A 12111-nucleotide genomic window follows, 5' to 3' on the forward strand; every position below is an offset into this window, starting at 1 on the left:
CCACACTCACAAGGAGCATGCCCATGTTGAAGAAAACCCTCGTAGCCCTGGCGCTTGGTGGCGTATTGACCGGCGCTGGTCAGGCGATGGCGGCTGATTACGCCATCGACAAGCAAGGCCAGCACGCCTTCGTCAATTTCAAGATCAGCCATCTGGGCTACAGCTGGTTGTACGGTACGTTCAAGGACTTCGACGGCAGCTTCAGCTTCGACGCCGCCAAGCCGCAGGACAGCAAGGTCAATGTCACCCTGAACACCACCAGCGTCGACACCAACCACGCTGAGCGTGACAAGCACATCCGCAGCGGTGACTTCCTCAACGTCAGCAAACACCCGACGGCGACCTTCGCCTCCACATCGGTCAAATCCACCGGTGAAGGCACTGCCGATATCACTGGCGACCTGACCCTTAACGGCGTGACCAAGCCGGTGGTGATTGCCGCCAAGTTTATCGGCGAAGGCAAGGACCCATGGGGCGGCTACCGTGCCGGCTTCGAAGGCAGTACCAAGCTGAAGCTGAAAGACTTCGATATCCAGAAAGACCTCGGCCCGGCTTCTCAAGACGTTGAACTGATCATCTCGGTTGAAGGCGTACGCAAGTAAGCCAGCCAGGCGGGACATAACCCGCCTGTTCAGACCTGCCAACAAAAACGCCGCCCAATGGGCGGCGTTTTCGTGTACGGCTAGCTGACTATGACTCTTCGCGGTTGCGCGTGAGCAGGGCCGGCTTTTCGCCACGCGGACGTGCACTCGCCAATTCGTCGAGCTGCTCCGGCGTCGGGAAGCGGTCCAGGCGCGAGCCCTTGTGCACAATCACCGGTTGCTTGTCGCGCGGGCTTTTCACCGCCGCTTCCTGGCGTGGTAGCTCGTCACGGTTTAGCGAGGTGGTGCGGGTGTCGCGTGGTGGCCGTGCACGGCCGGAACCATTACGGCCCTGACCACCTTGGCCGCCAGCCCCAGCGCCCTGACGACGGCCTTGACCGCCAGCATTGGCGCCACCGCCATTGCTACGCGGCGGTTTGGCTGGGCGAGCGCCATTGCTAGCGCTCGGGCCTGAAGCAGGCGCACCGGGCCGACGGCCACGGTTCTGCTGCTTGTTCTGATTTGGGCTGACGTAGTCGACCCGGTTACCGAAGTTGTCGATCTCATCGTCGCGGAACTCGTCCGGCGCGCGGTCCGGAGGCAATGTGGGCACGGCTGGCGCGCTGGCGCGAGCTGAGTTGCGTGGCTGTTGCGAGCGGCCACCCTGTGGCTTGCGGTTGTTGTCGCGTCCGCTGTCCTTGCCTTTGTCCTTGCGCCCGCCGCCATGGCGTTCGCCCTCCGGCTTGGCGCCGCGTGGTTGGCGCGGTTTCTGCGGCTCGCGCACTTCCGGGCGCTCGGCCTCGACGGTGCTGGCATCGAAACCCAGCAAATCGCCATCCGGGATTTTCTGCTTGGTCATTCGTTCGATGCCCTTGAGCAGCTTCTCCTCGTCCGGAGCAACCAGCGAGATCGCCTCACCGCTACGGCCGGCACGTCCGGTACGGCCGATACGGTGCACGTAGTCTTCTTCAACGTTGGGCAACTCGAAGTTGACCACGTGTGGCAGCTGGTCGATATCCAGGCCGCGAGCGGCGATATCGGTGGCGACCAGGATGCGCACCTTGTTCGCCTTGAAGTCGGCCAGGGCTTTGGTGCGGGCGTTCTGGCTCTTGTTGCCGTGAATCGCCACAGCCGGCAGGCCGTGTTTGTCCAGGTACTCGGCCAGGCGGTTGGCGCCGTGTTTGGTGCGGGTAAACACCAGTACTTGCTCCCATGCACCCTGAGTGATCAGGTGGGCGAGCAGGGCGCGTTTGTGGCTGGCAGCCAGGCGGAATACGCGCTGTTCGATGCGCTCGACCGTGGTGTTCGGCGGCGTGACTTCGATGCGCTCCGGGTTGTGCAGCAGCTTGCCGGCCAGGTCGGTGATGTCCTTGGAGAAGGTCGCCGAGAACAGCAGGTTCTGCCGCTGTGCGGGTAGCTTGGCGAGGACCTTCTTCACGTCATGGATAAAACCCATGTCGAGCATGCGGTCGGCTTCGTCGAGCACGAGGATTTCCACGTGCGACAGGTCGATGGCGCGCTGGTTGGCCAGGTCGAGCAGACGGCCGGGGCAGGCCACCAGCACGTCGACGCCTTTGGCCAGGGCCTGGATCTGCGGGTTCATGCCAACGCCGCCGAAGATGCAGGCGCTGACGAATTTCAAATCGCGGGCATACAGCTTGAAGCTGTCATGCACCTGGGCGGCCAGTTCGCGGGTCGGGGTCAATACCAGGACGCGCGGTTGTTTTGGGCCGTGACGCTGTTCGCGATCCGGGTGACCGTTGGGGAACAGTCGCTCGAGGATCGGCAGGGCAAAACCGCCTGTCTTACCTGTACCCGTCTGGGCCGCCACCATAAGGTCGCGACCTTGCAACGCGGCGGGGATGGCCCGCTGTTGCACCGGAGTGGGTTGGGTGTAGCCGGCGGATTCGACCGCACGGACTAAAGCCTCGGAGAGACCGAGGGAGGCAAAGGACATGTGTAATCCTGTCTAGTGAGGGCGTAGCCCTATGGGGTGTATTGCCTGGCTTGAATCACGCTTGGGGGCGCAATCCCGTCCGGTACTACTGGCCTCTGGGGGCTAGCATCCGGGCGCAAGCCTGGCGGGAAGGCCCGAGTATAACAGAGCGGCCGGTCTGTGCGAGCGTCTGCCTGCTCGGTGGTCACGCGCCGTTGCCATGCCAGCAACGGCGCGCGTTTCACCGGTTCAGCTGGTCAATTTGTAGCAGGGTACATAGGCGCTGTTGCCGGGTAGTTTCATTCGGTGCTGATCGACGAAGGCCTGCAGCAACTGGTCGAGCTGGAGCATGATGTCGCGCTCCCCGGTGATCTCGTAAGGGCCGTGCTGCTCGATCAGGCGGATGCCCTTGTCCTTGACGTTACCCGAAACAATCCCGGAAAACGCCCGACGCAGGTTGGCGGCCAGCTCATGTACCGGTTGTTCGCGCGTCAGCTTGAGGCTGGCCATGTTGGCGTGGGTTGGTTCGAACGGGTGCTGGAAGCTCTCATCGATCTTCAGCAGCCAGTTGAAGTGGAAGGCGTCGTTGTGTTCGCGGCGGAACTGTTTGACGGCCTTGATCCCTTCAGCCATTTCCCGGGCGACCTGCTCGGGGTTGTCGATGATGATGCGATAGCGCTGCTGCGCCGCCTCACCCAGGGTTGCACCGATAAATTCATGCAGCTGCTCCAGGTACGCTGCGGCGCTGCGTGGCCCGGTCATGATCAGCGGGAAGGGTATGTTCTGGTTATCCGGGTGCATGAGGATACCGAGGAAATACAGCAGCTCCTCCGCTGTGCCCGCGCCGCCGGGGAAGATGATGATGCCGTGCCCAACGCGGACGAAGGCCTCCAGGCGCTTCTCGATATCCGGCAGGATCACCAGCTCGTTAACGATCGGGTTGGGTGCTTCGGCGGCGATGATCCCGGGTTCGGTCAGCCCCAGATAACGGCCATGCACGTTGCGTTGTTTGGCGTGTGAGATGGTCGCGCCCTTCATCGGACCCTTCATTACGCCAGGGCCGCAACCGGTGCAGATATCCAGGCCGTGCAGGCCCAGCTCGTGGCCGACTTTCTTGGTGTATTTGTATTCTTCGGTACTGATCGAGTGGCCGCCCCAGCACACCACAATCTTCGGCTCGACGCCGGCGCGCAGGGTGTGGGCGTTGCGTAGCAGGTGGAAAACGTAATCGGTGATGCCCTGAGAGCTGCCAAAATCGATGCGCTGATTTTCCAGCTCGCTCTGCGTGTAGACGATGTCGCGCAGAGCGCTGAACAGCATTTCGCGGGTGCTGGCGATCATCTCTCCATCGACAAAGGCATCAGCCGGAGCGTTGAACAGCTCCAGGCGGATGCCGCGGTCCTGCTGCAGGATATTGATCTCGAAGTCTGGGTAGGCTTCCAGAATGGTCTTGGCGTTGTCGCTGTGCGAGCCGGTGTTGAGGATGGCCAGGGCGCATTGACGGAACAGCGCGTAGACGCTGCCGGAGCCGGTCTCGCGCAGTTGTTGCACTTCCCGCTGCGAGAGGGTTTCCAGGCTGCCTTTAGGGGTGACTGAGGCGTTGATGGTTTTTCTGCTGACCATTGAGCAACTCCATGGAGGTCTTGAGCTTCAAGCTATGCAGGGTTGACCTTGAGGTCAAGGTCGTCGTCGGTGTCGAGTCGCTGCAGGATATGTCTGAGGCAGGTCGCTCTGTTGAAGCCACAGAGGCGGAAAGATGATGTCGTCCATGGCACCAGCGGTACCATGGACGGGGTTGTGTGCCTCAGCGTGGCAGCTTGAGGTTGTTCCAGATCGCCAGGCTCGGTTCGGCCTGGTTCATGCTGTAGAAGTGCAAACCTGGGGCGCAGCCTTGCAGCAGACGCTCGCACATTTCAGTGATGACCTGCTCGCCATACGCCTGGATGCTGTCGGTATCGTCACCGTACGCTTCCAGTTGCTTGCGCACCCAGCGCGGAATTTCCGCACCGCAGGCGTCGGAGAAGCGCGCCAGCTTGCTGTAGTTGGTGATGGGCATAATGCCCGGCACCACTGGGATATCCACACCTAGCTTGCGCACACGCTCGACAAAGTAGAAATAGCAGTCGGCGTTGAAGAAGTACTGGGTGATCGCGCTGTCGGCGCCGGCCTTGGCCTTGCGCACGAAGTTGGCGATATCGTCCTCGAAGTTGCGTGCCTGCGGGTGCATTTCCGGGTAGGCGGCCACTTCGATATGAAAGTGGTCACCGGTTTCTTCGCGGATAAAGCTGACCAGCTCGTTGGCGTAGCGCAGCTCGCCGCTGGCCATGCCCATACCGGATGGCAGGTCACCGCGCAGGGCAACGATGCGCTTGATGCCGGCGTTCTTGTACAGGGTCAGCAGTTCACTTAGCTCGGCCTTGCTGTCACCGACGCAGGACAGGTGCGGCGCGGCCGGCACTTTGATCTCGCCATCGAGTTGCCGCACGGTGTTCAGCGTGCGGTCGCGGGTGGAGCCACCGGCACCGTAGGTGCAGGAGAAGAAATCGGGGTTGTAGGTCGCCAGTTGGCGCGCCACATTCATCAGTTTTTCGTGCCCGGCTTCGGTCTTGGTGGGGAAGAACTCGAAGCTGTAACGGCGTTCTTGGCTCATGGGGGGGGCTAGCCTTGCAGACGTAGGGTGGATGGCGTTTTTCCATCCACCTTGCGGGAAGTCGGCGGTGGATAAGCCATGTGCTTATCAACCCTACGCATTAGTAGCGATAGGCTTCTGGCTTGAATGGGCCTTCAGCGTTAACACCGATGTAGTCGGCCTGGGTTTTGGTCAGGCGGGTGACAACACCACCGAAGCCTTTAACCATTTCCAGCGCAACTTCCTCGTCGAGTTTCTTGGGCAGCACTTCCACGGTCAGGCGCTCGGCTTTCTGGGCTGGCGACAGGTCGGCGTACTTCTGGCCGAACAGGAAGATCTGCGCCAGTACCTGGTTGGCGAAGGAGCCGTCCATGATGCGGCTTGGGTGACCAGTGGCGTTGCCCAGGTTCACCAGACGGCCTTCGGCCAGCAGGATCAGGTAGTCATCGTTGTGCGGATCGAAGCTGCCAGCGCCGGTGCGGTGGATCTTGTGCACCTGTGGCTTCACTTCTTCCCAGGCCCAGTTCTTGCGCATGAAAGCGGTGTCGATTTCATTGTCGAAGTGACCGATGTTGCACACCACGGCACGCTTTTTCAGGGCCTTGAGCATGTTGGCGTCGCAGACGTTGACGTTACCGGTGGTGGTGACGATCAGGTCGATCTTGCCCAGCAGCTGGGCGTCGATGCTGGCGGCGGTGCCGTCATTGATGCCGTCCTTGAACGGCGAAACCACTTCGTAGCCGTCCATGCAGGCTTGCATGGCGCAGATCGGGTCCACTTCAGTCACGCGCACGATCATGCCTTCCTGACGCAGCGACTGCGCCGAGCCCTTGCCCACGTCGCCGTAGCCGATAACCAGCGCTTGCTTGCCGGACAGCAGGTGGTCGGTGCCGCGCTTGATGGCGTCGTTGAGGCTGTGGCGGCAGCCGTACTTGTTGTCGTTTTTGCTCTTGGTCACCGAGTCGTTGACGTTGATTGCCGGGATCTTCAGCTCGCCCTTGGCCAGCATGTCCAGCAGGCGGTGTACGCCAGTGGTGGTTTCTTCGGTGACGCCGTGGATGCGCTCAAGCATCTGCGGGTATTTCTTGTGCAGGATCTCGGTCAGGTCGCCGCCATCGTCGAGGATCATGTTGGCATCCCATGGCTTACCGTCCTTGAGGATGGTCTGCTCGATGCACCACTCGTACTCTTCTTCGGTCTCGCCTTTCCAGGCGAATACCGGGATACCGGCGGCAGCGATGGCAGCAGCGGCCTGGTCCTGGGTGGAGAAGATGTTGCACGACGACCAGCGTACTTCGGCGCCCAGTGCAGTCAGGGTTTCGATCAGCACGGCAGTCTGGATGGTCATGTGGATGCAGCCGATGATCTTCGCGCCTTTCAGCGGCTGCTCGCCGGCGTATTTGCGACGCAGGCCCATCAGGGCTGGCATTTCTGATTCGGCGATGATGGTTTCACGACGGCCCCAGGCAGCCAGGGACATGTCGGCGACTTTAAAATCGGTAAAAGTGGCGCTCATATAGCACTCCATTCGTTGTCTGCGAATGGGCGCCGTTGATGCGTATGGTTAACGCCCCATCCGAGCCTGACAAAGCCCTGTTTAACAGGGTTTGCTGCAGCGCCCCTCGGACAGGTGGCGGGAGCAACCGAAGCGGTGCCGATTGCGTGAAGCGGGTGTGATTATAGCCATGCTAAAGATTTAGCCAAAGGCTTTCCGTCGTATCGTTTAAACGCGGTTGCCGCCACCGTGTAACTTGACTTGCTGAATCAGCGCATTGGCCACTTTATTGAGCGGCAGAATGTCTTCTGCCGCGCCCAGCAGCATCGCCTCGCGTGGCATGCCGTACACCACGCAACTGGCTTCGTCCTGAGCCGCGGTGTAGCCACCGGCCTCACGAATACTCTTCAGACCAAAGGCACCATCTTTGCCCATGCCGGTCAGCAAAACGGCGATTGCGTTTCGACCTGCCGAGTGCGCCACCGACTCAAACATTGGGTCAACGGCGGGGCGGTGGCGATACACAGGCGGTCCCTCCGAGAGTCGCGTGATGTAATTGGCACCGCTGCGTTCAACCAACAAGTGATGATCGCCAGGAGCTACAAACGCATGGCCGGGCAGAATGCGTTCACCGCCTTGGGCTTCGATTACGTGCAAGCGACTGATTCGATTCAGGCGTTCGGCGAATGTGCGGGTGAAACCGGCCGGCATGTGCTGCGTGATGACGATTCCCGGGCTGTCGGCGGGCATGTCGAGTAGCACATCTTTGATCGCTTCCGTTCCGCCGGTTGATGCACCTATGGCGATGATCTTTTCGGTGCCAATGATGGGTGCCCGCCTTAAGGCCGGTGCCTTGTCACGGTTGCTGACGGGTTCAGCGACTGCGCGGGGTTTGTGCAGGCGTGCGCGGCTGGCCGCTTTGATTTTGTCGCGTATGTCGTCGGCATACGCCTCCATGCCTTCGCGAATGCCCAGTTTGGGTTTGGCAACGAAGTCCACTGCACCCAACTCCAAGGCGCGAAAGGTGGCCTCAGAACCACTTTCGGTTAGCGATGAAATCATGATCACGGGGGTGGGGCGCGCATTCATCAGCTTTTCCAGAAAGCTCAAGCCGTCCATGCGCGGCATTTCGATGTCGAGGGTAATGACGTCGGGGTTGAATTGCTTAACCAGGTCGCGCGCCACGTAGGCATCGGGTGCCTGGCCAATCAACAGCAATTCTGGGTCCTGCTGAATGATTTCCTTAAGTACCGCGCGAATCAGTGCGGAGTCGTCAACAACCAAAACCTTGATCGGCATGAGTGCTCCTAAAAGAGGACAATTTCGCCGCAGACTGGAGTTTTCTTGATACGCAGGCTGTATTCCATCTCCCGGTCAAGCAGCGTTGTGTTGTGCAGGGATTTGAGCTTCTTAAGCATCACCTTGCCTGAACTGGGGAAGAAATAAACCTTGCGTGGATAGGTGTCGAGCAGATCCTGCGCCACCACTGGTATGCCTTCGGTATGCAGGTAGTCGAGCACAAATTCGGCGTTGCGGTTGCCCACATTATTGGTGCCGAAGCCACGAAGGACACTGGCACCACCAAATACCTTGGCCTCGAAGTGGCGGCGCTGGGCACCCAGTGTCAGTAAGTGATTAATGAGGATTTCGATGGCGTAGACGCCATAGCGTGCTGAGGTTGAGAGGAGGTGGCCGCCTTCGTCACTCGTGCCTGGCAGCATAAAGTGATTCATGCCGCCAATACCCGAGGTGCGGTCACGTAAACAGACGGAGACACAGGATCCGAGAACCGTGACGATCACGATGTCGCGCGGGGTGACGTAGTATTCACCGGGCAGAATTTTGACCGCATCGATCATAAAGTGAGGATCAAAATAAGTGCCTGGTGCCAGTTCATTGCTGAAGTCGAACATCATGCCGGGTCACCTTCATGCGACACCGGGCGGTAGACGGTATGGCCGATCAGGCGCACCAAATGTGTGGCATGGACAAAACTTTCCGAGTGCCCGGCAAAGAACAAGCCGTCTTGCCGAAGCAATTTGACCATCCGCGTGAGCAGGTGCTGTTGCGTCGGTTTATCAAAGTAGATCATTACGTTGCGGCAGAAGATGATATCCAGGCCGGGTCTGATCGGCCATTGCTGGCCGAGCAAGTTGATCTGCTGAAATTCGATCAGTTCGCGCAGTTCACTGCGAACGCGCACCAGCCCGGCTTGGGTGCCGGTACCGCGCATGAAAAAGGTCTTTTTCCGCGCATCTGACAACTGTTCAACGCGGCTGAAGGGATAGATGCCCTCGCGGGCGGTATCCAGCACGCTGGTATCAATGTCGGAGGCGAGGATCTGCACGGGAGGGTGCAGGCTGTTGAAGGCTTCCATCGCTGTGATGGCCAATGAGTAGGGTTCTTCACCCGTGCTGGCGGCTGAGCACCAGATACGCACAGGCGCAGTGCGTTTCGGCAAGTGCCGGAGGTAGCTGGTCAGCGCATCAAAATGGTGATTTTCGCGGAAGAAAGAGGTTAGGTTAGTGGTCAGGGCATTGACGAACTCCTGCCATTCGCCTTCATGCTGATTGAGGTAGCCGAAGTAATCAGTGAAGCTGTTCAGGTCAAGTTGTCTTAGACGCCTCGCCAGACGGCTGTACACCATCTGGCTTTTACTTTCTGACAGGCTGATACCGCTGCGCTTGTGAAGCAGGCTGCGTACTTTCTGAAAGTCGTCAGCGCGGTAATGAAACTCGCGCATTGGTTCGCTCATGCTCCTTTTCCCCTATGCGCCATACCTGACTGCACAGGCATCGTCTTAGCGCGATGCCTGGCCTGGATCGTTAAAATTGCTCCCACTCGTCGCTGTTGTTGATGTTGGTGTTGGTGTTGGCGCGAGGCTGCAGCGTACGTTGCACGTGAACTGTGCGCGCCGTCGATGCGATTGCTTCCTTGGATGCGGCTAGCGGTGCGCTGAGGTTTGGTCGCTGGTTGGTTTGTTCAAATTTGAATATCGCTACGGCCTCGGTCATGGATGTCGCTTGCTCAAGCAGGGATTCAGCGGCCGCCGCCGCCTCTTCAACCAGTGCGGCATTCTGCTGGGTCATTTCATCCATCTGGCTGACCGCGCCACTTACTCCTTCGATGCCCGTGCTTTGCTCCGCAGAGGCCGCCGCAATTTCAGCCATGATGTCGGTGACGCGTTTGATCGCCGTGACGATCTCGTTCATGGTCTTGCCGGCTTGGGCGACCAAGGTATTGCCGGTTTCCACTTTGTCCACCGAGTCGGAAATCAGGGTTTTGATCTCTTTGGCGGCGGCTGCCGAACGTTGTGCCAAGTTGCGAACTTCTGCGGCCACTACGGCGAAACCACGCCCCTGTTCACCGGCACGGGCGGCCTCCACCGCTGCGTTGAGGGCCAGAATGTTGGTTTAATCACACCGATAATGTCGGAAATCTTGCGGGAAGAGTCGTTGATCGACGACATGGTCTGCACCACGCGCTCAACCAGTTGGCCACCATCGCTGGCCACTTCAGACGCGTTCATGGCCAAAGAATTAGCCTGCCGGGCGTTGTCAGCGTTGAGTTTTACCGTGCTGGTCAATTCCTCCATGCTGGACGCCGTTTCCTCAAGGCTTGAGGCCTGCTCCTCGGTCCGTGAGGACAGGTCGGTGTTGCCGACGGAGATCTCGTTGGCGGCGGTATAGATGGTATCGGCGCTCTCGCGAATCTGCCCGAGCATCCGCGTTAGGCTCACAGCGGTCTCATTGGAGTAATCTTTGAGCTGGCCGAAGGTGCCTTGATATTGATCAGTGATGCGTTGGGTCAGATCACCCTGAGCCAGCGCGCTGAGCATGCGCACGACATCCTGCAAGCCTCTGTCAGCCGTCTCGACTAGTTGGTTGAGGCCAGTGGCCAGGTTGAGCAGAAAGCCGCTTTTGTTGCCCATCTCAAGCCGGCGAGTGAAGTCGCCGTCAGCCGCAGCATTGACCAGGTCTGCAACCTCGCGCTCCACTGCCACTTCAATTGTGCGGTCATTCCATTCCACCACCGCGCCCAGGCGCTCACCGCTGTCGCTGAATACAGGGTTGGCGATCAGTGCGAAGGTGCGGCCCCCCACCTCGATTTGTGTATTGAAGGTGCTGGTAAAGGTCGCCAGTAAGTGTTTTTGGTGCTCGGGTTTTTTATGAAACTGATCAATCGAACCGCCGAGCAGGCGTTTGGCCTCAAAGGTTGGCAGCGCCTTTCGAAGATCACTTTCAGCGTTCTGCATCATCGCCGTCACGGTGCGGTTCATGTAAATGATGTTGCGTTCGTTGTCGGCAATCATTACGTTGCTACTGACGTTGTCCAGTGCGGACTTGATGCGGGCATTGCTCTGCGCTGCAGTGGCAGAAGCCTGCAAGGACTCCAGCATGCTCTTGAGTGAATGCATGACGCTACCCGGCAAGGCGGTGGGAACCTCCAGTTGCAGTTGGCCCGCCGCGATGCTGTTGGTGATGTGCGCCAGCGCCAGCGGGTCAGCGCCCAGTTGGCGTTTGACACTGCGGACTAGCAGGACGACAAGTAAGGCAGACAGTACAAATGCAGCCAAGCCGATACTCAACAGTAGAGTGCGGGTGTCAGCAGCCAGGTCCTCGGCTTTTTCCCCCAACTCCACGACACCTTTGTTTTCGATGCCGATGAGCTGACTGGTCTGCTCCAGTGCCTCATACTGCGCCTCACGCAAGTCTTTCAAAAGGTACTCGCGGGCCATTAGTAGGTTGCCCTCTTCATATAACGCCAAATAGCGCGTCAGGCGCTTATCGAAGTTATTCAGGGTCAAGCCCAACGCTTGCAGATGCTCGCGTTCTTCAGCGGTGTTACCCGCCGCGTTGAGCTTGTCTATGTTGCTCTGAATGCCCAGAGTGGCGGCATCAATAATCTTGCGTTGTGAGTCTGCTAGGCGTTGATCATCCTCGGCAATCAGCAGCGTACGGACGGCCCGCGCAATGGCATTAGTTTCGTCGATGACGTTATTGGCCAGCACTGTTTTGGGAAAACTCTCGTGCACCATATGGTCAATCTTGCCTTGCAATTTGTCGATTTGTATCAGGCTGATCGCCAGAATAATGGCCAGCAGGGATAACAACGCGGCAAAACACAACGACAGCCGCTGGATCATTGAAAGGTGCTTCAGGTTCATGGGAACGCTCCTTGCGGTTGTCGGCGATTCACTCACTCGATGGGGTATCCATCAAAGCCAGTTCACTGCTGCTCATCAGTTTTTCGATATCGACCAGAATCAACATGCGTTCGGCCACTGTGGCCAAGCCCATGAGGTATTCGCTGTTAAAGCCCCCGCCAAATTCTGGAGGCGGTTTTATTTCATCATCTGTTAGGGATCCTCTGAAGTAGCCATGCATTTCTGGCTGACGTCAGCCTCTGCTGATTTCGAAAGTGATAAATCGATCAAAAACGATCAGATTACCGGCTCATTTCTGTGTTT

At 58.9% G+C, this 12111-nt stretch carries 8 protein-coding genes, 2 pseudogenes and 1 riboswitch; of the genes and pseudogenes, 1 reads left to right on the plus strand and 9 read right to left on the minus strand.

What is annotated here, in order from left to right:
• Nucleotides 1-23 precede the first annotated feature (23 nt).
• Nucleotides 24-602 carry a YceI family protein gene (locus BLW24_RS11125; protein ID WP_090380433.1) on the plus strand — a complete coding sequence of 193 codons (579 nt, stop codon included), beginning with the start codon at nucleotides 24-26 and terminating at the stop codon, nucleotides 600-602.
• 88 nt (nucleotides 603-690) lie between these two features.
• Here BLW24_RS11125 and BLW24_RS11130 read toward each other — a convergent pair whose 3' ends face one another.
• The 9 genes and pseudogenes from BLW24_RS11130 to BLW24_RS26990 form a co-directional block, all read right to left on the minus strand.
• Nucleotides 691-2538 (minus strand): RNA helicase RhlE2, encoded by a 1848-nt coding sequence (locus tag BLW24_RS11130; RefSeq protein WP_090380436.1) that lies wholly within the window; start codon nucleotides 2536-2538, stop codon nucleotides 691-693.
• Between the two features lie 228 nt (nucleotides 2539-2766).
• Nucleotides 2767-4140 (minus strand): nucleotide 5'-monophosphate nucleosidase PpnN, encoded by a 1374-nt coding sequence (ppnN, locus tag BLW24_RS11135; protein WP_090380438.1) that lies wholly within the window; start codon nucleotides 4138-4140, stop codon nucleotides 2767-2769.
• Between the two features lie 181 nt (nucleotides 4141-4321).
• Entirely contained in the window at nucleotides 4322-5167 is an 846-nt protein-coding gene (gene metF, locus BLW24_RS11140) for a methylenetetrahydrofolate reductase [NAD(P)H] (protein ID WP_090380441.1), read from the minus strand.
• Between the two features lie 100 nt (nucleotides 5168-5267).
• Complete coding sequence (ahcY, locus tag BLW24_RS11145) at nucleotides 5268-6662, minus strand: adenosylhomocysteinase (RefSeq protein WP_420874987.1); 1395 nt, start codon at nucleotides 6660-6662, stop codon at nucleotides 5268-5270.
• A 20-nt stretch (nucleotides 6663-6682) separates the two neighbouring features.
• Nucleotides 6683-6776: riboswitch (S-adenosyl-L-homocysteine riboswitch) on the minus strand.
• A 93-nt stretch (nucleotides 6777-6869) separates the two neighbouring features.
• Nucleotides 6870-7940: a protein-glutamate methylesterase/protein-glutamine glutaminase gene (locus BLW24_RS11150; RefSeq protein WP_090380449.1), complete on the minus strand. Its 1071-nt coding sequence runs from the start codon at nucleotides 7938-7940 to the stop codon at nucleotides 6870-6872.
• A gap of 8 nt (nucleotides 7941-7948) precedes the next feature.
• Nucleotides 7949-8557, minus strand: a complete 609-nt coding sequence (cheD, locus tag BLW24_RS11155) for a chemoreceptor glutamine deamidase CheD (protein WP_208600168.1) — start codon at nucleotides 8555-8557, stop codon at nucleotides 7949-7951.
• On the minus strand, nucleotides 8554-9396 hold the full coding sequence (locus BLW24_RS11160) for a CheR family methyltransferase (RefSeq protein ID WP_090380453.1): 843 nt from the start codon (nucleotides 9394-9396) through the stop codon (nucleotides 8554-8556). Before BLW24_RS11160 ends, cheD begins: the two co-directional genes overlap by 4 nt.
• 70 nt (nucleotides 9397-9466) lie before the next feature.
• Nucleotides 9467-11808, minus strand: a pseudogene (locus tag BLW24_RS11165) (methyl-accepting chemotaxis protein).
• 28 nt (nucleotides 11809-11836) lie between these two features.
• Nucleotides 11837-12007 (minus strand): annotated as a pseudogene (locus BLW24_RS26990) (chemotaxis protein CheW); the annotation flags it as partial.
• Nucleotides 12008-12111: the final 104 nt, after the last annotated feature.

Origin of the sequence: Pseudomonas anguilliseptica (assembly GCF_900105355.1) — a bacterium.
GTDB lineage: Bacteria > Pseudomonadota > Gammaproteobacteria > Pseudomonadales > Pseudomonadaceae > Aquipseudomonas > Aquipseudomonas anguilliseptica.

Bases quoted from the DNA above. Each gene is read 5' to 3' on its own strand.
- BLW24_RS11125 (WP_090380433.1), top strand. From the start codon at position 24: ATGTTGAAGAAAACCCTCGTAGCCCTGGCGCTTGGTGGCGTATTGACC.
- BLW24_RS11130 (WP_090380436.1), bottom strand. From the start codon at position 2,538: ATGTCCTTTGCCTCCCTCGGTCTCTCCGAGGCTTTAGTCCGTGCGGTC.
- ppnN (WP_090380438.1), bottom strand. From the start codon at position 4,140: ATGGTCAGCAGAAAAACCATCAACGCCTCAGTCACCCCTAAAGGCAGC.
- metF (WP_090380441.1), bottom strand. From the start codon at position 5,167: ATGAGCCAAGAACGCCGTTACAGCTTCGAGTTCTTCCCCACCAAGACC.
- ahcY (WP_420874987.1), bottom strand. From the start codon at position 6,662: ATGAGCGCCACTTTTACCGATTTTAAAGTCGCCGACATGTCCCTGGCT.
- BLW24_RS11150 (WP_090380449.1), bottom strand. From the start codon at position 7,940: ATGCCGATCAAGGTTTTGGTTGTTGACGACTCCGCACTGATTCGCGCG.
- cheD (WP_208600168.1), bottom strand. From the start codon at position 8,557: ATGATGTTCGACTTCAGCAATGAACTGGCACCAGGCACTTATTTTGAT.
- BLW24_RS11160 (WP_090380453.1), bottom strand. From the start codon at position 9,396: ATGAGCGAACCAATGCGCGAGTTTCATTACCGCGCTGACGACTTTCAG.